Origin of the sequence: Gardnerella nova (assembly GCF_049244055.1) — a bacterium.
In the GTDB taxonomy this organism is placed as follows: Bacteria; Actinomycetota; Actinomycetes; order Actinomycetales; family Bifidobacteriaceae; genus Bifidobacterium; species Bifidobacterium vaginale_H.
Genome location: NZ_CP058369.1, coordinates 1379832 through 1402269, shown reverse-complemented (window position 1 = coordinate 1402269; position 22438 = coordinate 1379832). Strand labels below are relative to the sequence as shown.

Below are 22438 nucleotides of genomic sequence, written 5' to 3'. Positions count from 1 at the left end.
ATAAACAACGGGAGGCGTCTTATGAATATTAGAGCGTTAGAATATCTAATAGCTTTTGCGCAAGAAGGAAGCTTTACCAAGGCGGCTGTTCGTATGCGCGTTTCCCAGCCTACTCTTTCAACCCAAATTAAAAGACTTGAAGAAACTTTAGGTGTGGAACTTATTGAGCGTACTCCCGGAAAACAAATCTTAACTCCTGCTGGGAGGGAAGTAGTTTATTATGCTAAACGTATTCAGGCAGATATGTCACGTATTCGACAAGCTGCAAGGCGTTCAGAAGATCCATGGTCATCTACAGTGGTTTTGGGAGTGTTTCCAACATTAGGACCATATTTACTTCCGCGTATCATGCCTGCGCTAAGGCGTTTAAAACCAAAACTTACTATTCGTTTTATAGAAGAAAAATCAGCAAAACTTATTGATTTACTAGATAGTGGTCAAGTCGACGCAGTTATATTAAGCGAAAGTTTGAATGCGCCTTCAATAAAAGTGTGTCATGTTTTTGACGAAGATTTTCTCCTTGCGGCTTCTACAAATTCTTTACTAGGCCACGAAAGTAAACCAATTGAACTTTCAGATTTGTCTACACAGAAAGTACTTTTATTAGAAGATGGGCATTGTATGCGTAGAAGCATGCTCGACGTATGTCAAAAAGTAGGTGCGAAGCAATCGGAATTTAGAGCAACATCGTTAGAAACCTTGCGGTATATGGTTGTAGGAAGCAAAGATGTGACGTTATTGCCACGTCTTGCAACTGTACCTCCAATTGTGCAGCCGGCTGGTTTAATGTTACGAGAGTTTAAGAATCCCAAGCCTTATCGTTCACTGTACTTAAATTGGCGTGCGGCTTCTCCAGTTGACAAGATTATGGAAGGATTGTGCAAAATCGTCAGCTCTGCTTGTGCTGACCTGCACAAACAATAATGTTGGCCTCTATAACCCTGGACGTGTGCGGTAGCGTAGGTGCGCTCGCAAACAGAGCATTAAAAAATTTAACCCCGGCGCCTGAGCGCCGGGGAAACAAAAAGGAGAGAAGAAAAGAATAAGTTTTTAGTGCTTTTTTCGTTGCACCTGTCGTTTTTTCATCGACAATATTATGAAACCACACGATGCTGGGTAGCAGTAAAATGCTGGCTGACAGTTATCTGAAAATTCTCTACTTTTCTTCTGAAACTTAGTATTTAATCAACAATCGCCATATTAATTTATATTTAATGACGATTGTGTGACCTTATTTTCCTAAATCAGCACGATAGAAATGCTCATAGGAGCGCGATGGGGTTGGACCGCGCTGACCCTGGTAATGTGAACCGTTTACAGAGGCCCCATACGGATTCTCGCACGGAGAACTCAACTGGAAGAAGCACATTTGGCCAATCTTCATGCCAGGCCAAAGCTTAACCGGCAACGTGCTCACGTTAGAAAGTTCAAGCGTAATATGGCCTTCAAAGCCTGGGTCAATAAAGCCAGCTGTGGAATGCGTCAAAATACCAAGACGACCGAGCGAGCTTTTGCCTTCCAAACGCGCAGCAATAGTTGCATCAAGCTTTACATACTCCCACGTAGCGCCTAAAGCGAACTCTCCAGGATGAAGAATCCAAGGCTCGTCAGGAGCTACCTCGAACTGTTCTGTAAGCTCTCCCTGATTCTCTGCCGGATCAACATACGTGTAAGCATGATTGTTGAATAATCGGAAGAAACGGTCAAGACGCACGTCAATTGACGCTGGCTGTACCATTTCTGGGGTCCATGGGGTCAAATTAATATGGCCCTCATCATGAGCTTTGAGAATGTCGTGATCAGACAACAGCATGACGTCAAATCTCCTTGCAATAACTTATGCACAACACACTTCTTCGTTCGCACGAAATATTCCATTTTCTATTGCATATTTTGCGCGACAACACAATACGGACAATTGTAGCGTGTGCTGCGGTCCGGCAGTTTCTAAAACTATTTTCTGAAAACAAACAAGTATTCGTGAGCAATAAGCAAAAAATTTTATAGAAAATAAAAACACAAAACGCGGCACAGAAACGTAGCTGATGTAAGTAGTCTACGTACTGTACCGCGTATTTGTAAGCCAGCTGCTATTTAGTTAGGGCAGCTTCTATTTAGTTAGCTATTTATTTAGTTAGTTAGCTAGTTATTTATTTTAGCTAATTGCGCGCTTTATTAAGCAGCCGTAGTTAAGGATTTTGCTGCCTTGCGTTTAGCGATAAAACGCAACACGCACTTTCTAAGCTCGGAAGCTATTAGCACCACCATGGAAAGGCCGAGGCACTCAAACCATTCAGTTAAGCTCAAAGGCACAGTGCCAAATGGCTCGTTCAAGAATGGAATGTAAATTACAGCCAGCTGGAGAACCACAGAAATTGCAATAGCGCCCCAAAGCCAACGGTTCGCAAACAAACCTACGAACACGCTCTGCAAATCGGAACGAGATGCTAACGCGTTCAACATCTGCGCAAACACAAGAATGGTGAAGCCCATTGTGCGAGCATGAGTCATTTGAGCTGCGTGGCTCATAACGCCAACAGAACGGTCAGTAAACAAGCCGCCAGCCAAATGCATATCCATGCCGATTAACGTAATAGCAGCCATGATTATGCCGATAAATACGATATCTCCCCACATTGGTCGGTCAATAACGCTATCGGTGAGCTTTCGAGGCTTCCTATCCATTACGTCGTCGGTTTGCGGGTCAACTCCCATAGCGAGAGCAGGGGCCGCGTCCGTTAGCAAATTAATCCACAAAAGCTGAGTCGCAAGAAGTGGAAGCGTAACGCCAACGGAATTAGGCTGCGTAATGCCAAGCGCGCCAGCAAAAACAACGCCGCCGAAAACTGTGCAAACTTCGCCGACGTTAGAACTGAGCAAGTATCGTAAGAATTTACGAATATTATCGAAAATTCCTCTACCTTCGCGCACAGCCGCAACAATAGTTGAGAAATTATCGTCAGCCAAAATCATTTTGGCGGATTCTTTCGTAACTTCAGTACCGGTAATGCCCATAGCGACGCCAATATCAGCCGACTTTACTGCTGGAGCATCGTTTACGCCATCGCCAGTCATAGCAACAATGTTGCCTTGACGCTGCAACGAAGACACAATAGCAAGCTTGTGTTCAGGGGCAACGCGCGCGTAAACGCTGGTTTTGTTTATTGCTTCGTCAAAAGCGATATTGTCGTCGTCTCGAGAAAGAAGTTCGTCGAGATCATCACCGGTGAGTGCGTGCTCGTCTTTGCCAACAATTCCAAGATCTCGCGCAATACGCGTCGCAGTGAGCGGGTGGTCGCCAGTAATCATAACAGTGCGGATTCCAGCGCGGTGAGCCTGAGCAACACTATCTCGAACCTCAATACGAGGCGGGTCAATAATGCCAACCATGCCGTTCCAAATCAAATCGGATTCCAACACGTCGCTCTGCTCAGCGACATCAGCAATCTGACCGGCAGCATTCGCAACCATGCCGTCAACCTTTGCCAAGCTATCCACGCCAAGCGGACGATACGCCATGCCAAGAGTTCGGTAAGCTTCTCCGGAAAGGCGTTCGACGGTAGCTAATATATCCTCACGATCGCCGTCGGTGAGCGGACGTACAGCGCCGGCTACCGCAATGCGAGTGCAGTAAGAAAGCAGCACGTCCGGAGCGCCCTTAGCGCAAACAATCAAATTTCCGGAATCTGAACCATCTTTTACAACCACGGACATACGCTTGCGTTCGGAAGTAAACGGAACCTCAGCAACGCGAACTAAGTGAGCGTAGCGCTTATCTGCCTTCGTTTTACGTGCGGCAACAATTAACGAAACTTCCGTAGGATCCCCAACCGGTTGCCAACTTTTAGTAGTTTCGTCGCAATGAAGATCGCCATCGTTAGCCAAGTAGCCGGAACCTAAAGTTCCCAATACTTCCGTAGCGAGATTTTGTGGAACTGCAAGATCTGCGTCTGCAGAATCAAGAAGTACCATGCGACCTTCCGGCTTGTAGCCGCTGCCAGTGAGCTGAACTTCGCCGCTCGGCGTCACTACGCGCTCAACAGTCATTTCGTTGCGAGTAAGAGTACCCGTTTTATCGGAACAAATAACGGAAGCGGAACCAAGCGTTTCAACGGAAGACAACTTTTTTACTACCGCATGATGCTTAACCATGCGCTGCACGCCAAGCGCAAGAACTACTGTCAAAATCGCGGCTAAACCTTCCGGAACCGCAGCAACAGCAAGCGAAACAGAAAGCAGCAGCGAATCAATAATATCTTGGATTGTATGGAAGCCTTCAAGAAGCCACATAGAGGCAAGAACTATCACCGCAATAACGCACACGGCAATGCCGAGAACTTTAGAAACGCGCACCATTTCGCGCTCAAGAGGAGTGGATTCCTCATCCGACTTAGAAAGCATATCCGCAATTTTGCCAACTTGCGTGCGCATGCCGGTTGAAGTTACGATTGCGCGGCCGGTTCCTTGCGTTACCGCCGTGCCATTAAACACCATGTTGGCGCGATCGCCTAACGCTTTCGCGGATTGCAAAGTATCTGGACGCTTGCTTACTGCAACTGATTCGCCCGTAAGACTTGCTTCAGCAATGCGCAAAGAAGCAGCCGCAATAAGTCGGCCGTCTGCAGAAACTGCGTCGCCTTCGCCAAGAACAAGAATATCGCCCGGAACCACTTCAGTAGTATCGATGCGGCTAACGCGGCCGTCTCGTAAAACTGAAGTTTGCGGAGCACTCATTTTAGCCAAAGCTTCAACTGCTTCTTCCGCACGCGATTCCTGAATAAAACCGAGCACAGCGTTCGCAATCAAAATTATGATAATAACAATGGAATCAAACGGAAGAATTTCTCCGCCGCTATTTCCTTTATGTTGCGCTCGCTCTACGAACCAAGCGATTGCAGAAATAATCGTGGCTGCAATAAGCAAGTAAACGAGCGGGTCTTTGAACTGTTCAAGGAATCGTTTCCACGCAGGTATTTTTGGTGCTGCGGCGAGTGCGTTCGGACCAAATTGCGCAAGTCGGCGAGATGCTTCTTCGGAGCTTAAGCCGCGCGTCACATCTACGTGCAGAGCTTCAGCAACTTGTTGAACGTCTTGTAACGATGGATCTTGACTTGGAGAGTCAATTACTTTGTTTTCGGATTGATCAATAGTGTGATCAACCATATTTTCCCCCTTGGGAGCGCCGCGGAGTAGTCAATAATTGCGGTAACAGCGCTATTGTTAGCTGCTTATTATCGTAACTATTGCGCGGTTGTGGATTATTGCAACGGTTTTGCAACGGTTTTACAACAGTTTCGCAACAGTATTGCAATAGTTGAGTACCGTTCTATTATGTCATAGAACGTGCCGGAATATTTGTTTAAGCATTTCTGGAATATTTGTTTAAGTATTTTTGTTGCAAAAGTCGCCTGCAAAGTGATAAAACTTGGTACAAACTCAATGCCTCGGGGGCATGTGAGAATAGGAGTATGACTACGAAAAAAGGACCGACCAAGGGGTCGGGTGGAAAACATCGCAACGCGCTACGTGGTAAAGGACCTACACCAAAGGCCGAAGATCGCGTATATCACAAGGCTTATTTTGCTAAAAAAGCAGCTATGAAACGTACTTTTGCTGATCCGCGACTAGCTGCACGTCGCAGAGTAGACAAGTTGGGCACGGATTCAGACGAACTTGTTATTGGTCGCAACGCAGCCCTTGAAGCTCTACGAGTGGGTGTGCCAAGCACGCAGTTGTACGTGGCGAATCGTATTGAACACGACGATCGCACTCGCGAAATTGTGAAGCTCGCCGGTATGCAAGGCTTGCGTTTGCTGGAAGCTGACCGTTTGGAAATGGATCGCATCGCCCATTCTAGCAACCATCAAGGCATTATTTTGAAGGTGCAACCGTACCAATATTACTCGTTGCAGGAATTAGTTGAGCGGGCAGAAAAGAAGGCTCGCGCCATGGAAGCTGCAGATTCTGCGGCAGCGCGTATCAATGCGCGACCGTTGTTTATTGCTTTGGATGGCGTAACTGATCCGCAAAATTTGGGTGCGGTTATTCGTTCTGCTGCCGCGTTTGGTGCTAATGGCGTGATTTTGCCAGAACGTCGTTCTGCTTCCGTAACTGCGGCTGCGTGGAAGGTTTCCGCGGGTGCTGCAGCTCATTTGCCGGTTGCTCGAGTCGTGAATTTGAACAAGGCGATTCAAGGTTTGCGCGAACGCGGCTGGTATGCGGTTGGTCTTGACGGCGGTGGCGACAAGCTCGTTGGTGAAACTGGTTTTGAAACCGATCCGTTAGTTGTGGTTCTTGGTTCCGAAGGTAAAGGCATGAGCCGTCTCACGCGTGAAGCTTGCGACGCTATCGCAGGAATCCCAATTTCCAGCGCGGTTGAATCTCTTAACGCTTCGGTTGCTGCTGGTATTAGCTTGTACGCTGTGGCCAATGCTCGCCGTTTGGCGGCTTTGAAACAAAACTGACGTGTAGCTTTCGCATATTTCACGCTCGCCATAGTGCGGGCGTGATTTTATTTGTGCGCTGTTTGTGCGCAACTTGTGTGATTATTTGAACAAGCAAAAGTTCCGAACGAAGGTAGTTATGAACGGAAACATATCCTATTTGAAATCTGCAGGCACGATACGTCTGTCGCTCCGCGCTCGCATACTTACGTTTGCTGCGTATCTTTCGGTAATTGTTATCGTCATGTGCTTCCATGAGCCTTGGTTTGATGAAGCGCAAAGTTGGCTTATTGCGCGCGATTCTTCTTTTGCTGATTTGTTAACGCTTCGCCCGCACTACGAAGGGCATCCGCCGCTGTGGACGCTTCTTCTTTCTATTCCTGCAAAAACTGGGGTCCCGTACGAAATCGGTCTTAAGGGAGTGCAATTGTTGTGTGCCGCGCTTCTCGGAGGGTGGCTGATATTTCACGCTCCTTTTAGCAGACTGGCAATTATCCTGCTGCCGTTTACGTATTTCTTCTGCTTCCAATATGGCGTTACTTCTCGCCCGTATGCGCTGCTTTGCGCTGCCTTGCTAATGGCTGCGCACTATTGGAAACAAGCGGATTCTAAGCCTTCTTGCACTTGGAAACTCATGTTAAGTCTTGCGCTCATGTGTGTGTTAAGTGCTTACGGAATTGCATTGGCTGCCGGTTTTGCGTTGGCTTGGGTTTTCCGAGTTATTAAGTCTGCGGGATTGTCGCACGCTTTTTCCGCAATTTTTTCCAATATTCAACGTTTGTCGGCTTGGGTTTTGCTCGCTTTTGTAGGCATTACAAGTGTTGCTTGTATTTGGCCCGCTTCTAACGCTTTTGGTTCCCGCGCAACTTTTAGTGGAAATTCGCAGATTGTTCAATTTTTGTATTTTCTTTTCGTTGTTCCTTCAGAAAGTGCGTTTACTGCTTTTGGCGGTGACGTGTCGCTTCGACGTTTAACTTTGGGCGTGCTGCCTACTGCTATTTGTGTGATTGTTTCGCTATTGATGTGGGCTTGTGTGATTCGTATTGCGTATCGCAGGAGCATGACCGCTGATCTTATTTTCCCATACTTAGCTTTTTCTGCGGTGGCGACGCAATATTTTACTTTGCATCATTCGGGAATCGTGTTCGTACTGTTCTTGGCGCAACTTTGGATGTGCATTGCAAAGCGTCCGCTTGATAGAGGTGACGTCCCGGCTATGCTGGTCAAACTTTTTGCACAGTTGAGACCTTATTTTGCAAAATATAATATTGTGAATCAGCAAAAAGCGGTTAACTTACTTATCGTCTTATTGCTTGCACCAAGCCTAGTTTGGAACGCGTTTGCTTGCGTTAACGATATTCGTTTCGACTATTCCGGATCTCGCGCGCTTGCGCAATTTATTAAGCGCAATCATGCTGAAAATAAGCGTTTCGTAACTTCTTGGCTGCATAAAGATGAACAAACTGACAAGTACGGTAACGTAATATCTCCGGAAGTAAGTGATATTCATCAGTATTCGTGGCAACTTATTACAGCAAACCCATATTTTGCTAAGAATCTTATTGATTGCAGCTACAAAAACAGTTCGTTTATTACCAACGAGCAGCCTAGCGAACAGCAATCTTATGCTGAATTAGCTGCTTGCAAATCGAAGCGGGAGCCTCAATTCTTTGTTACGGAATCGAGCGAGCCTTGGTACTATTTCCTATCTTTGGATTACAACATTGAGCACTATACGCCTCATGTTATTGCGCAAACTAAATCTTCTTGGAAAGCGCGAACAAGCGATGGAAAAGTTACGGTTTACGAGCGTAAAAGTAACCTTCAAAATGAATGAATAGTTTATTTTTACATTTTAATTGCAATCAGTTCAGTCGTAGGAATATTAGTGTGGTGGAGATTTGAGATTTTTCGCACTGAGCGAGGCGAACGTCAGAGCCGAAGGCTGCTGATTCGCCAAGCGAAGAAGAAAAATCGAAAAATCTCGGCGATAGACACGGTTATTAACGATTAGCACGCAGAGTTTAGGGGGATTTCTCTACGAGCACTAAAAGAGGACTGAGGAAGCAACATTCATTAAGAACGAAGCAGACATAAAAACCTTTAACAACCGAAGCGACGAAGGACGGGGCGTGCGAGGAGAGAAATCCCCCAAAACTCGCGCCACGCCAAACGGATTATATTATAGGTGAATAAACAAATACGCCCCGACTGCAAGTTGTATGAACTTACTTTCGGGGCGTATTTGTTTAACTAATCCGCATTTTCAGCACGATTGATTGCGCTGTTGTGCGGGTAGTTATTCAATTTACCAGAAGCCAAACGGATCAAAAATTCCGCCGTCATCTCCATCGTCGTCTCCACGCTGCTGCATGTCATCATCGTCGTCATCGGAACTATTGCCATGCTTATTGCGCAAGCTATGGCGCTTCTTGTTCTTATTGAACTGGCTTTCTTGACGATTGGCACCATTAACGGCTGCTTCTTCTTGGTTAAATGTCACCCGTAGTTTCAGCGTACTTCCGCCGCGCACTACCGTAAGTGTGGCCTTTTCGTTGAACGCTGTAGCGCGCACGTATCCGAGCAGAGCGTAATTGTTAGTCACCGGCTTGTCGTCGAAGGCTACAATAGTGTCACCGGCTTGCAAGCCAGCTTTGGCTGCAGGAGAGCCTTGGTTTACTGAGGCGATTTGCGCACCTCCGCGGGTAATTCCGTTTGATTCCACGGCTACGCTTTTAATCATAATTCCCAAAGCTACGTGTTTAACGGAACCTTTTTTAATAATTTCTGAAACTACGCGTTTTACTAAGTTCGCTGGAATTGCAAAGCCGATACCAATAGAACCAGCGGTGCCGCCTCGTGCAGATGTTGCTGCAATGGAGGAGTTGATACCGATAATTTGTCCTGCTGCGTTAAACGTTGGGCCGCCTGAATTTCCAGGGTTAATAGCTGCGTCGATTTGTACTGCGTTGGTTACGATTTCGGAACGGCTTTGGTCATCCATAACAGATACTGGTCGGTTTAATGCTGACACAATACCCGTGGTTGCTGTGTCGTCGTAGCCGAGTGGGTTGCCAATTGCCATAACCGGTTCACCTACCGCAAGATTGTTGGAGTCGGCGAACTGTGCTGCCTTCAGATTGCTTGGTGCGTTGTCGAGTTTGAGCACTGCCAAGTCGGTTGTTTTATCTGCGCCCACCAAAGTTGCTGAATACATTTGCCCATTGGAGAGTGTGACCTGAATCTGTTTTGCACCAGCGATTACGTGATTGTTGGTTACGACATAGCCTTTAGAACTAATAATTGCGCCGGAGCCTTTGCCCATGCCACGTTCCAAACGTGTTTGTATGGATACTACAGATCCGGAGACTTGACGTGCAACGTTTCGCCAATCTGGGGCATTTGCGCCTTTGACTATTGCCGTTCCTCGTGCCGAATTATTTGTGCCGACGTTAGCCAAGGATCCTGCTTCCGGAAGTGCAATAAGTCCTTGAGAAATGGCAAAAGCTACCACTACTAAGCATACTATTGCTGAAATTGCAGCGGAAATAATGGAAGTGAAAACAGGGGATACTACGTTCTTATTGCGAAGCTTTGGTGCCGTTGTGCCGTTTGCGTTGTTGTTGCTGGTATTGTACGGCTCCCCGTTAGGATCCGTGTTGTTTGCAGCTGCATTGTTGGCGCCGTTTACAACATTCGGATTTTCGTTAGATTCGTAAGGATTTCCAAATGTGTTGCTCGTATGTTGCAAATTGGCAAACGGTATAGGTAACGTATCGTTAGTGTTGCCTTCGCGCGTGGCGTCGCCGTTAAATCCATTTTGTGTGTTTTGTGCGTCTTGCGTATTGCCGGTAATTGCGCTGTTTGCTGCGCCCGTGTTATCTGTGCGAGCAGGGCCATAAGCGCCGAATTCTGGAGCAGGACTGTATATTTGCGGTTGCTGCGTTTGTGGCGTTTGTGGCGGTTGCGGCGCAGGTTGCATTTGCTGCGGTTGCTGTGTGTTTTGCTGCGTTATTTGCTGAGTCTGCTGTTCTGCTTCCGGTTGAGCTTCTTGCTGCGACTGCGACTGCGGCTGCGGCTGGGGCTGGGGAGCGTAAGGCTGATTATCTTGATTGCCTTGAATCTGGTTAGACTCGTTGAATTCTTGCTGATGAGCATCATAAATATCGTCAGCCATTCATCCTCCTTAAAAATATTCTTAACACAACATAATAAACCATGCAGTTATTCTTAATACGAGTTAATCTTCTCGTTCTTAAAATTTCCTGAACAATTCACAATAAAAACCCCGTAAATTAGCTAGCGATTGTCTCCAAAATAGGTATTTGCATATATCATCGCGAATTTTGTAAGTTACGTTGGTTCGCAAATTTCGTCAGTTTATAAATAGTATTACTTTGTTTTCGTAGCAACTTTTAGTTTTACTCGTCAGGGCTTCTAATAAAGTAAAGGATATGACAAGTCTTCTTGAACATCCACGCGGAGCCGAGCCTGGGAAGCCTGGTGACCGCAAAGAATTTTCGTTTACAACTAAAACGCGACTTTCCAATACTGCTGAAGGTAAGGGTCGCGACGGCGCTCGTTACGGACGCACTGGCGTAATTCACACGCCTCACGGAGATATTCAAACTCCTGCGTTCGTGCCGGTTGCGACGCAAGCTGCGATGAAGGCAGTATTGCCTGAAACTATTAAAGATTTAGGCGCGCAGTGCATGCTTTCTAACGCTTTTCACTTGTATGAGCGTCCGGGTGCGGATGTTCTTGACGAAGCTGGCGGTTTAGGAAAGTTTATGAACTGGGATAAGCCAACTTTTACGGATTCTGGTGGCTTCCAAGTGCTTTCTTTAGGCGCTGGCTTTAAGAAAACGCTTGCAATGGACGTTACTGGCATGAAGTCGGATGATGTTATTGCGGCCGGCAAGGAGCGTATGGCTTTCGTTGACGAGGACGGCGTAACTTTTAAGTCTCCTCTTAACGGATCCAAGCACCGTTTTAGTGCCGAAATTTCTATGGGAATCCAGCATAAACTTGGTGCGGATATTATGTTTGCTTTCGACGAGCTTACTACTTTAATGAATACTCGTCGCTACCAGGAAGAATCAGTTGAGCGTACGTTCCGTTGGGCTAAGCGTTGCGTAGCTGAGCATCAGCGTTTGACAGAGGAGCGCGTTGGTAAGCCGTATCAGGCACTGTATGGTGTGGTTCAGGGCGCTAATTATGAGGATTTGCGCCGGCATGCAGCTGAGCAGATTGCTTCGCTAGATTTTGATGGCGTTGGTATTGGTGGCGCTATTGAAAAGCGAATTATTGGAGATACTTGCGCATGGATTTGTGACGCGATGCCGGAAAACAGGCCTCGACACGTGCTTGGTATTGCTGCAGTCGACGATATTTTTGCGTGCGTAGAGAACGGTGGAGATACATTTGATTGCGTAGCCCCAGCTCGTTGTGGGCGCAATGGTGCGATTTTCACTCGTCATGGTCGTTATAACGTAAAGCGTGCTGAATTTAAGCATGACCAGCGTCCGCTTGAGGAAGGTTGCGATTGCTACACTTGCACGCATTATTCTCGAATGTATGTGGATCATTTGTTGCGAGCTAGCGAAATGAACGGTTTTACGCTTGCGACTATTCACAACGAGCGTTTCTTTGTGAAGTTGCTTGACGATATTCGTGCTTCTATTGACGGCGGATATTTTGAGGAGTTCCGCGACGAAACTCTTGCGCATTATTACGAAAACGGTTCAAAAGGCTGAGAGCAATTTGAGTACAAAACGCTAGGCTAAATATTGCGAGTTTATATCAAGTATGGTAGCCTTGCACTTTGTATGCGAACGTGGCGGAATGGTAGACGCGCTGTCTTCAGGTGGCAGTGAGTGTATACTCGTGCGGGTTCAAGTCCCGCCGTTCGCACTCTTTGTAAAACGTTGATATTTCAACGTTTTTTTTTTATTTTGTAGCATCATATTGCAACATCATGTGCAACAATTGTGCATTTGCTTAAAAATATGTGATAGACTAAATAAGTAGATGTCATAAGACGTCATATGTGTTAAAACATAGTGGTTTTAATTTTTACGGTCATGGAGGACTAAAATGGAACGTCGTTCAACGAAGACGACGAACCTAAGTGTAGATATAGTAAATATCGCAGGTTCGGAGCACACGCGATTCAACCATGCCACAATAAAAATTACACCAACTAGCGAAATCAAAGAATATAGCGAAAACGCATCGAGCACCAATCGTAAAGATAAAAACGATGGAATAAATCAAAACGAAGGAATAATAAGGTTCAAATTTGTAGCAAATGCGAATTGCGATTTATTAAATATTAAGCCCGCGCAAAAATCGCAAGCTTCCACGCATCAAGAGCACGCAACTCCAATAATAAAAATAAGTATTAAAGAAGATTCTCCACTACTTGTTGCGCAAAATCTTTTAGAAGATAGCGCGGATGCAAATGGCGCGAAAGAAATTGCACTGCACATGGAAGATGCGCTAGGCGCATGCGATGGGCGCGAACACGATTTTGCAATAACGTACGGAAGTTTTGGAAGCCGATTCTATTTAGACGGATACCAATGCTTTGCGAGCGCAACGAATCTTGGGCCGCAAAGAGTGAGCGAAAAAGCGGCCGAAGTGTGTGCAGCACAGGCAGAATCTTCGCAAATCTACGACTTTTACTACTCAAACCACTTGCCAAATCCAGAAGAAATCGCAAATTCGGCCACTCAAGCACAGCCAGACATATGGTTTGCAGGACCTACGATTTGCGCAAGAGACATAAAACGCGTATCTTGCAAGTCGATCGGAACGCTGTACATTCAATTTAGATTGCGCGGCCCGGGCCAACATGGAGTGCTTTTTGCTGCTGGAACTGTTGGAACAAAAACTAATCTAGAATCTAGCGAAAAAATAAGCGTGTATGCAGGGCCAGAAGGCATAAAAATCACGCTAATCGACAGCGAAACGTGCGTAAAAAGCGTAATCGAAGCAGCCGCAAGCGTTGACGACGGCGAATGGCACGACTTGATTATTCGCGCAAATCGCGGAGCAATCGACATTTACGTAGACGGATACAGCCAGTCGCACAACATAGGACAATTCTGGTTTGCAAACATACCAGAATTAAACGCCGTAAGCATTGGCGAAGACTTGCGCGGAGTGCGATTAATGGGAGAAGCTAGAACAGGCGGAATCTACTTTAGCGCACTAACCGAAGGCCAAATCCAAAGAATATCAAAAGTAAAACCGCTTGTAACAACCGCACTATTTGACACAGGATATGCGGGCTCTCGCAGCTACAGAATACCGTCTCTTGTAAAAACGCACATGGGAACACTAATCGCAGGAGCAGACCAGCGAACAAGCGTTTCAAACGACGCTCCAAACCACATAAACTTTGTGATTCGCCGGTCCGCGGACGGCGGCAAAACGTGGGGGCCTTTGCAAACCGTAATCAACATGCCTGGCAAAAACCTTGGAAAACTGGGCGCGAGCGCAATCGACTCCTGCCCTGTTTTAGACCCAGAAGGCAAAAGCGAAAGAATTAACGTATTAATCGACATTAATCCTGGCGGAATTGGGCTAACAAATTGTAAAACCGCTGTAGGCGTAGACGCATGCGGAAGGATCAAGCTTATAGACCGCTTAGGAGGCAACTACGCGGCAGCAATGGACGCAAGCGCGGCCGTAAAATTGCCATGCGATTCTAGCGAAAAAGAATGCGCAACAAAGTGGCTAGTTTTCCCAGACGGAAGCATAAAAAATGGCGATTTGAATGGCGATTTGCACAATGACTTACGCAATAACTCGCACAGTAATCAAACTTGCGACTGTTCCACGTGGGACATATGGAAATCGCCAGCAATTGCAAGCGAAAGTCAGCCATTATTTGCCGAAAAAACGTGTTATATAGCGCAAATCTACTCGGACGACGACGGCAAAACATGGAGCGCGCCACGCTTAATCGACCACATGGTTAAGGAGCCATGGATGAGCTTTGCGGGAGTGTGCCCTGGGAACGGAATTGTTATTAGGCACAGCGAAAAACATTACGGCAGAATACTCGTGCCATTCTATTGCAGCGGCCAAAGCAAATCGCACTACTCTTCGGGAGCGCTTATTTCGGACGACGACGGCAAAACGTGGAGCCGAGGCAAAATGATTAACGAAGGGCGATTAATCAACGGAAAAATCGTAGACCCTGCAACAATGCAAGACGACGATGCCACAAGCTCCGAAACTGTGTTTGTTGAACGCAAAAATGGCGATATTTTAGCTTTCTTCCGCAATCAAAATCGCTCGGGATGTGTAGGCAAAGCTATTAGTCAAGATTGCGGAGAAACTTGGAGCGAGCTGATTTTTGACACAAGTTTGCCAGAGATATTCAGCCAGCCGAGCGCAACCTGTTTAAGCAGCGAAAATGCAGAGAACGCAGAAGCCACCGACTGCATAGCGTTTGCAAACGCAAGCCAAATGATGCCGTACCGCGGTCGCGGAGTTGTGAGATTTAGCTTTGACGGTGGAAAAACATGGGCAAAAAGCGTGTGTATAAACCCGTTCCACCACGTATATCAATGCCTTAGCTCTAGCAATAAACGAACTTTGCAACTACTGTGGGAAAGAGAGACTACTGGAATTTATATAACAACAATAGATTCCTCGCTTTGGCAACAAGATAGTTTGCACACAGGTTTCAAAAACAAAGTACACAAAAACGAAGTACACAAAAACGAAAAAATGGAAGAAATAAAAGAGAGAAGACTCACGCGAACTGAAAGGAGCCAAAATGGAAGAGACATTTAGCAGCTGCGAAGACGACGAGATGACAACACTAGACCGCTTATCGTTATTGCAAGCAAGCTCTAATTCCGCTCCAATTGTTGCAAGAAAACGTTGCGACGAAACGATGGATGCAATCAGATCGCTTATTTTAAGAGAACGCTTGCAACCCAAAGACATGCTGCCAACTGAGCCAATGCTATGCAATTTGATTGGCGCATCAAGGTCATCGGTGCGCGAGGCGATTCGCAAGCTGGAAGCACTTAACATTGTGGAAGTTAAGCAAGGAAAAGGCATGTTTGTTGGCTCGCTATCTTTGGACCCAATGGTGGAAACACTCGCTTTTCGCTCCTTAATCTCCATTAATAAGAATTTTGAAGACTTGAGTAACGTTGTAGAAATGCGAAAATTCCTAGACCTTGGATGTGCGGATAAGGTGGTTGAGTCGCTTAAAGGAACGCAGCATCCAGAGCTGGAGGCGCTTTCGGAAATAATGACTAAAGAAGCGCATGCTGGAAAAACGTTCTTGGAACAAGACATTGCTTTCCACACGGGCATTTTGCGCGCGGTAAACAATACGATTGCAGAGCAATTCGTGCGATGCTTGTGGCTTGTGCATATGGCTGTTTTGCCACAATTGGGGCTGGAAGTTTCGGACGAGCTTGAAAAAACCGCTAGAGCGCACGAACTTATGCTTAAAACGGCTATTGCGGGAGACGCAGATGGATATAGACAAGCCGTAAATTCTCACTACGAACCGATCCAATCCATTTTGTTACACAGATTAAAGAAGAATTAATCTTACAAAACGAACGCACAAATAGAAGAACCGCTCTTATTTACGGAGCGGTTCTTTTATCTTCAATGGTGATGCCTGAGTACTGTGACATCACGCTTAAATGTAACGATTACAATCGTTACGAAATTTTATGGCCTTCTAGCCAAACGTGCTCGACGGCCAAAGTCCCAGAATTAAGCAAAAGTAAGTCGGCTGCGTAACCCTTTTCAACCAAGCCCAAAGGCGCGTTAGTTATACCATTCTGCTTATCTACCCCAAGAGCTCGGGCTGGAACGAGAGTTGCAGCCGCAATTGCCGCCGGCAAGCCAATGCCAAGCTCTTTAACAGCGCGCTTAATCGCAACGTCTAACGTTAAAGTAGACCCCGCTATAGCGCCATTAGAAACAAGCCTTGCATGACCGTCTGTAACCTGAACGTCAAGTGCTCCAAGCTTATAAGAGCCATCCGCGCAACCGGTGGCGGCCATAGCGTCTGTTACAAACGCAATCCTTCCAGCCGCTGCCTTAAACGCCATTCGCAAAACGGGGTTTTCAACGTGGAAACCGTCGTTAATAAGCTCAATCGTGACGCGCGAATCTTCCAAGGCTGCAGGAATCGGGCCTGGCTTACGATGATGAATGCCATTCATAGCGTTAAACATGTGCGTCATAAGCGTGGAACCTGCGTTAAAAGCTGTGCGAGCAGTTTGATAATCCGCATCGCAATGGCCAACGGCTGGGATTACGCCAGCATCAACAAAACGTTTAATAGCCTCCATGCCATGTTCACGCTCAGGAGCAATAGTAATTTGACGCAAAGTGCCGTCTGCTGCCTCCAGCAGTGCTTCAACGCGCTCGGCTGTAGGGTCCACCAGACAATTAGGATCGTGAGCGCCTTTTCGAGACAGCGCCAAAAACGGTCCCTCCAAATGCGACCCAAGCACATCTGGTCGCGTTTGCATAACCTGCTTAACAACGCGCAAGTTTTCCTGCATTACGTTGAGGGGATTCGTAATTAAGCTAAGAACTTGCCGAGTTGTGCCATGAAGCATGTGGTAAGCGCGCGCGATAGCAATCCCTTCGGCGCCATCGTCAAACGAATGTTCCCAAGCTCCATGAGCGTGCAAATCAATGTAACCGGGCGCAGCAAAACTTCCGCGCCCATCTATAACGCTTAAATCAGATGCGCTTAGGCCGTAAGAATGAATCGCTGCGGTGAGGTCATCTCTCAAAATGCCAGTTTTTAGAATTACGCCGTCTTTAACTAAAATCCAAGCGTTTGGAACGATTCCGCGCGCGTCTACAACGCTAACGTTTCGCACTACAAAATTGCGCCCCTCACTTGATTTTAGTGAATCATCAATCTTATTTACGGCATCTAAATATGCATTTTTTGACATTTCATTCACCTGCGATTGTGCTTTTGAATACGTTACTAAATTTTAGACTTGAGTATCAGATTCCTTGCCAAGATGGCTTATTTGTGTACACCCAACGATAGTAGTCTGCCAACTTAAGCTTGCTTGCTGCCGCTTCGTCTATAATCACGGTTGCGTGTGGGTGCATTTGAAGCGCGGAAGCTGGGCATAGCGAGCTTACTCCACCTTCTAGCGTTGCAGCTACAGCATCTGCCTTATTTGAGCCAAACGCAAGAAGAACAAGATGCTTAGCGCGCAAAATCGTTCCAATTCCTTGCGTTATGCAATGTGTTGGAACTTGGTTAATATCTCCGTCAAAGAATCGGCGGTTATCTACACGAGTCTGCTCAGTTAAGGTTTTTACGCGCGTTCCAGACGCAAGCGAAGATCCAGGCTCGTTAAAGCCAACGTGTCCATCGGAGCCGATTCCCAAAATTTGCACGTCGATTCCACCAGCAGCAGCAATAGCAGCGTCGTAGTCAGCTCCAGCGTGCGCAATCTTGCTGCCTTCGCTTAATGGCGCTCCGTTAAGAACATCTCCTGGAACGTGCACTAAATCTGGGTTTAGGCCGATTAAATCGGTTACGGTTCTGCGGATTGTGCTGTGGTAGGACTGCTCGTGCTCTAACGGCAATCCAATGTATTCATCAAGCGCAAATCCGCGCACGCGACTTACGTCAACATTATTTTCTTTAACAAGCTTTGCAAGATGCTCGTAGGCCTTTAATGGGCTAGATCCCGTAGCTAAGCCAAGTACTGCGTCTGGCTTGCGACTAATCAAATCTACAACGGCTTTTGCGTAAAGTTCGCCGGCTTCATCTTGATCCTTTACGATAATAACTTCTGCCATATTTAACCTCTCCTTTAAAGTCTTGTAATTATTTGCGTCTAATTTTTAGTACGTAATTTTTGGTACGTAATTTTTGCGTGTAATTATTAGCATTGCGGCAAGCGCACTAAACGCATGCCGCAACACTATTTGCTTACTTTTCGCCATCAAGAAATGATTTTTAATTTTCTTATTTAGTAGAAGCGCTTACTTCTTCTGGAGTCTTAGCAAGCGTAAGTCCAACTTCCTTAAGAACACCGGCAATAGCTTCGACGTTCTCTCCTTGAAGCGGAAGAACAGGATTTGGCATCTGATTCGTGTCAAATACGCCAAGAAGTGCCATTGCGGTTTTAAAAGCTCCGACGCCGGCTCCGAAGCCTGCCACGCCGCTAGGTACGGTAACAATTCGCATCAAAGCCGAGAGCCAATCCTGCTCTTTCTTAACCGTTGCCCAATCTCCCGCCTGAGCAGCCTTCCACATACGCACGTAGCCAGTGGCTTCGACGTTTGCAAGACCTGGTACAGATCCATCTGCGCCTGCCATATACGCGCCGTCAACAACAACCTCCTGGCCGGTAAGAAGAATCAAAGGATGGCCAGCCTTATTGTTGTCGTCAACCAAGAATCTGAATGACACGTCGTCGTTGGACGAATCCTTAACGCCTGCAAGAACGCCATCTTTTCCAAGTTTTACAAGCAAATTGCCAGGAAGTTTCGTGTGCACACAAACTGGGATGTCGTAAGCAAACAATGGCAAATCCGGCACAGCTTCGTGAATAAGACGGAAGTGACGTTCAACTTCAGCCATGCCACCAAGTGCGTAGAATGGCGCCGTTGCAACGATTGCGTCTGCTCCAAGCTCCTTAGCTTCCTTTGCGTGCTCAATTACGCGGTTTGTTTCCGTGTCAATGCAGCCAACCAAAACTGGCACACGGCCGTCTACAATGCGCATTACGTTTTCAATGATTTCGCGGCGGCGCTTATCGGTGCTGAATGCCACTTCGCCAGAAGATCCAAGCGTAAAGAGGCCGTCTACACCAGCGTCAATCATGCGGTTAAGCGAGCGCTCAAAGCTAATAACGTCTACTTCGCCGTCTGCAGTTAATGGCGTAACAACTGGAGGAATAACGCCGTGGAATTTTTCAGTCATAATTACACTTCTTTCGTATTTAAAATTTTCGTATTTAAATTTCGTATTTGAAATTTAGCCGGATAAAGCGGGCGGCTTGCATGAGTTTCATTGCAAGACGTAGCAAACCGCCCACGGTTACGTTTAGATTTATAGATTTATTTGGCGCACCTTACTTGCACTCTTCTTCCGTTGGGTGCAATAGCGACGGTGCTGCACCCATCAGAATCTTTGTGTACTCATTTTGCGGATTATTAATCACTTGGTGCGTTTCGCCGCGCTCAACAATCGTTCCATGATTCATAACAACAACTTCGTCGGATATGTAGCGAATCGTTTGAATATCGTGACTAATAAACACCATTGAAAGATTCAGCTTCTTCTTTAAGTCGGAAAGAAGATTCAAAATCTGTGCGCGAACCGACACGTCCAAAGCGGAAGTTGGCTCATCTGCAATGATTGCATCCGGATTAAGTGAGAGTGCGCGAGCGATTGCCACGCGCTGACGTTGTCCGCCAGAAAGCTGGCCTGGCAAAGCGCCAAGAACAGAATGAGGCAAACCAACCATTCGGATTAGCTCCTTCGCCCTTGCGTCACGCGCTTCCTTGTCGCCAATTTTGTGTACAACAAGAGGGTCAATCAGCTGGTCAATAACGCTCATGCGTGCGTTCAATGCCATTGCCGGATCCTGGAACACAACGGAAACAACGCGACCAATATCCATACGCTCTTTTGCAGTGCGATGCGTAACGTCTTGCCCCTTGAACAGAACCTTGCCGCTCGTAACCTGTTGAAGACCGCACATAATATTTGCGGTTGTTGACTTTCCGCAGCCAGATTCGCCAACAATACCAATTGTTTTACCCGGCATCAGCTTAAGGTTTACCTTGTTTACTGCAGTAATCTGGTTCTTATGGAACAGGCCAGATCCAGCTCGAGTAGTAAACACCACTTCCGCGTCTACAAGCTCAATGATTGGAACATCGCCATTTTTGTTCTGTGCTTTATTTGTTTCGCTAATATTCATGTTCATCGCACATCTCCTTGATCAGATGCGTTCAAAATTGCGGAAGGTGCATCCGTTTCAGGCTCCGGTTGAGCGGCGTAGAAGTGCCATGTTCCTGGAATGCGCTTCATTATTGGGCGCACGTCAAGTCCCTGATCTGGGTGCGAAGAGCGCGGAGCGAATCGATCTCCCTTAGGGAAGTCGGATGGGCTTGGAACTGTTCCTGGAACCTGGTGCAATCTTGGAGCGCCAGCTTCGATAGAAGTTACAGAACCGAGCAAACCGCGCGTGTACTCGTGGCGAGGATCTGTAAGTATTTCCTTAGTTGCACCCTGCTCAACAACTTGGCCTGCGTACATTACGGTAATGGAGTGAGCAACCTTAGCTACGAGAGCCAAGTCGTGGCTTACAAACACCATTGCAAATCCAAGCTTTTCACGAAGTTCATTAAGAAGATCGATTACCTGCTTTTGAACAGTGACATCCAAAGCGGTTGTTGGCTCATCTGCAATTATCAACTTTGGATCTCGCGTAAGTGCCATTGCAATTAGCACGCGCTGACGCTGGCCGCCAGAAAGCTCGTGCGGGTAGGATTCAAGCGTGCGCTTTGGATCCAAGCCTACAAGCTCTAGCAACTCTTCGGCGCTACGAGTTCCTCCGCGAGAGGTCAACTGCTTCATTTGAGTCTTAATCAACATTGATGGGTTCAAGGAAGACAATGCGTCTTGGTAAACCATTGCAATTTCGTGGCCGCGCAGAGCGTTGTGCTCCTTTGGGCTAAGTTTTACAAGATCCTTGCCATTAAACAGAATCTGTCCGCTAATCTTTGCTTTTGGATCCAGCAACCCCATAATTGCAAGCGAAGTAATCGACTTTCCGCAGCCGGATTCGCCAACCAAGCCCATTGTTTCGCCTGGGCGAACTGAGAAGCTCAAGTGATCTACAACGTTCACATTTCCGTAGCGAGGGAACTGAATGCACAAGTCCTTAACCTCAATGACTGGCGCTTCTGTAGACATTGGTTGCAAGCGATCCGTGCGCTTTAACTCAGCTTCGCGAAGTTTCGCAAGAGATTCAACCAAAGCTGCGTGCTGTTCTTTGTAAGCTGCAACTGGGTCGGTAAGGATCCTGTCTTCCTTGCGTGCGGCGTCAGCGTCGGCAGCAGTCTTAGAAACTGGAGCAGTTGGCGCTGCGACCATTGCGTCTGTAATGCCTTCAGAAAGAATGTTTAAGCACAAAACGGTGATCATAATTGCAAGGCCTGGGAACAATGCTTGCCACCAGTATCCAAAGATAACGCCTGCTTTTGCGGAAGATAAAATGTTACCCCAAGTTGGAGTTGGCTCTGGAATACCTGCGTTAATGAAGCTAAGTGAGGCTTCGAAAACGATTGCGTCGGCAACGCAAAGCGTTGTGAACACCATGACTGGAGCTGCAATGTTTCGGGTTACATGCTTGAGTAAAATCCACGGTGCGCGGGCGCCGGAAACGATTACTGCTCGTACATAATCTTTTCCATATTCGCTTATGATATTTGCGCGCACAATTCTTGCGATTTGTGGCACGTAAAGCACACCAATGGAAATGATGATACCGATCATCGATTGTCCAAGAATTGCAAGGCACACAGCTGCTAATGCGATTCCTGGAATGGACATTACGATATCAATCAATCGCATGATAAGCTCAGAAATCCAGGTGCGGCTTACTGCTGCGATTGCGCCGATGATGGCTCCCATAACCAATGCGAAGAGCACGGACGACAAACCGATTACCAGCGAGTAGCGTGCGCCATACATAACCCTGGAGAACACGTCTCGACCAAGGTTGTCGGTACCGAACCAATGTGCGCCTGTTGGTGCCTGATAGTTTTGCGTAATCTTTACTGGATCGCAAGGAGCTATAAATCGTGCGAAAGTTGCGCAAAAGGCTAGAATCGCAATTACGATGAACGAAATTCTGGAGCCTAAGCTCATTTTGTTGAATCTGTTAAATTTGATGCCTGGTTTTGATGCGGCATCTGCTACCTGATTCTTTCCAAATAGCATG

14 protein-coding genes and 1 tRNA gene are annotated in these 22438 nt (G+C 46.8%); 7 read left to right on the top strand and 8 right to left on the bottom strand.

The window, feature by feature from the left end; genetic code table 11:
• Nucleotides 1-21: 21 nt before the first annotated feature.
• Nucleotides 22-924: a LysR substrate-binding domain-containing protein gene (locus HXT56_RS05475; RefSeq protein ID WP_421777969.1), complete on the top strand. Its 903-nt coding sequence runs from the start codon at nt 22-24 to the stop codon at nt 922-924.
• Nucleotides 925-1231: 307 nt separating this feature from the next.
• On the opposite strand, the gene dcd is transcribed toward HXT56_RS05475, so the two are convergent.
• The gene (gene dcd / locus HXT56_RS05470; RefSeq protein WP_421777968.1) at nt 1232-1813 is read right to left on the bottom strand and encodes a dCTP deaminase; all 582 of its coding nucleotides are present in this window, start codon (nt 1811-1813) and stop codon (nt 1232-1234) included.
• Nucleotides 1814-2175: 362 nt separating this feature from the next.
• Nucleotides 2176-5163 carry a cation-translocating P-type ATPase gene (locus HXT56_RS05465; protein ID WP_421777967.1) on the bottom strand — a complete coding sequence of 996 codons (2988 nt, stop codon included), beginning with the start codon at nt 5161-5163 and terminating at the stop codon, nt 2176-2178.
• A 305-nt stretch (nt 5164-5468) separates the two neighbouring features.
• On the opposite strand from HXT56_RS05465, the gene rlmB reads away from it, so the two are divergent.
• Both rlmB and HXT56_RS05455 read left to right on the top strand, forming a co-directional pair.
• Nucleotides 5469-6464, top strand: a complete 996-nt coding sequence (rlmB, locus tag HXT56_RS05460) for a 23S rRNA (guanosine(2251)-2'-O)-methyltransferase RlmB (RefSeq protein ID WP_165846103.1) — start codon at nt 5469-5471, stop codon at nt 6462-6464.
• A gap of 118 nt (nt 6465-6582) precedes the next feature.
• Entirely contained in the window at nt 6583-8280 is a 1698-nt protein-coding gene (locus HXT56_RS05455; protein ID WP_421777966.1) for an ABC transporter ATP-binding protein, read from the top strand.
• Between the two features lie 471 nt (nt 8281-8751).
• Here HXT56_RS05455 and HXT56_RS05450 read toward each other — a convergent pair whose 3' ends face one another.
• On the bottom strand, nt 8752-10620 hold the full coding sequence (locus HXT56_RS05450; protein ID WP_421777965.1) for a S1C family serine protease: 1869 nt from the start codon (nt 10618-10620) through the stop codon (nt 8752-8754).
• A gap of 277 nt (nt 10621-10897) precedes the next feature.
• Between HXT56_RS05450 and tgt the strand changes: the two genes are divergently transcribed.
• The 4 genes from tgt (at nt 10898) to HXT56_RS05430 (ending at nt 16029) form a co-directional block, all read left to right on the top strand.
• Complete coding sequence (tgt, locus tag HXT56_RS05445) at nt 10898-12199, top strand: tRNA guanosine(34) transglycosylase Tgt (RefSeq protein ID WP_116712627.1); 1302 nt, start codon at nt 10898-10900, stop codon at nt 12197-12199.
• A 74-nt stretch (nt 12200-12273) separates the two neighbouring features.
• Nucleotides 12274-12356, top strand: a tRNA-Leu gene (locus HXT56_RS05440).
• Nucleotides 12357-12539: 183 nt separating this feature from the next.
• A complete protein-coding gene (locus HXT56_RS05435) occupies nt 12540-15254 on the top strand; it encodes an exo-alpha-sialidase (RefSeq protein ID WP_421777964.1) in 2715 nt (904 codons plus the stop codon).
• Nucleotides 15238-16029: a FadR/GntR family transcriptional regulator gene (locus tag HXT56_RS05430; RefSeq protein ID WP_116712625.1), complete on the top strand. Its 792-nt coding sequence runs from the start codon at nt 15238-15240 to the stop codon at nt 16027-16029. The genes HXT56_RS05435 and HXT56_RS05430 overlap by 17 nt, the downstream gene beginning before the upstream one ends.
• A 118-nt stretch (nt 16030-16147) precedes the next feature.
• On the opposite strand, the gene nagA is transcribed toward HXT56_RS05430, so the two are convergent.
• The 5 genes from nagA to HXT56_RS05405 all read right to left on the bottom strand — a co-directional run bounded on the left by nagA (nt 16148) and on the right by HXT56_RS05405 (nt 22437).
• Nucleotides 16148-17407: an N-acetylglucosamine-6-phosphate deacetylase gene (gene nagA / locus HXT56_RS05425; RefSeq protein ID WP_421777963.1), complete on the bottom strand. Its 1260-nt coding sequence runs from the start codon at nt 17405-17407 to the stop codon at nt 16148-16150.
• Nucleotides 17408-17462: 55 nt separating this feature from the next.
• Nucleotides 17463-18275, bottom strand: a complete 813-nt coding sequence (gene nagB / locus HXT56_RS05420; protein WP_004126702.1) for a glucosamine-6-phosphate deaminase — start codon at nt 18273-18275, stop codon at nt 17463-17465.
• Between the two features lie 169 nt (nt 18276-18444).
• Complete coding sequence (locus HXT56_RS05415; RefSeq protein ID WP_421777962.1) at nt 18445-19404, bottom strand: dihydrodipicolinate synthase family protein; 960 nt, start codon at nt 19402-19404, stop codon at nt 18445-18447.
• A 151-nt stretch (nt 19405-19555) separates the two neighbouring features.
• Entirely contained in the window at nt 19556-20416 is an 861-nt protein-coding gene (locus tag HXT56_RS05410) for an ABC transporter ATP-binding protein (protein WP_250309765.1), read from the bottom strand.
• Nucleotides 20413-22437: a dipeptide/oligopeptide/nickel ABC transporter permease/ATP-binding protein gene (locus HXT56_RS05405; RefSeq protein ID WP_116712620.1), complete on the bottom strand. Its 2025-nt coding sequence runs from the start codon at nt 22435-22437 to the stop codon at nt 20413-20415. The genes HXT56_RS05410 and HXT56_RS05405 overlap by 4 nt, the downstream gene beginning before the upstream one ends.
• Nucleotide 22438 lies beyond the last annotated feature (1 nt).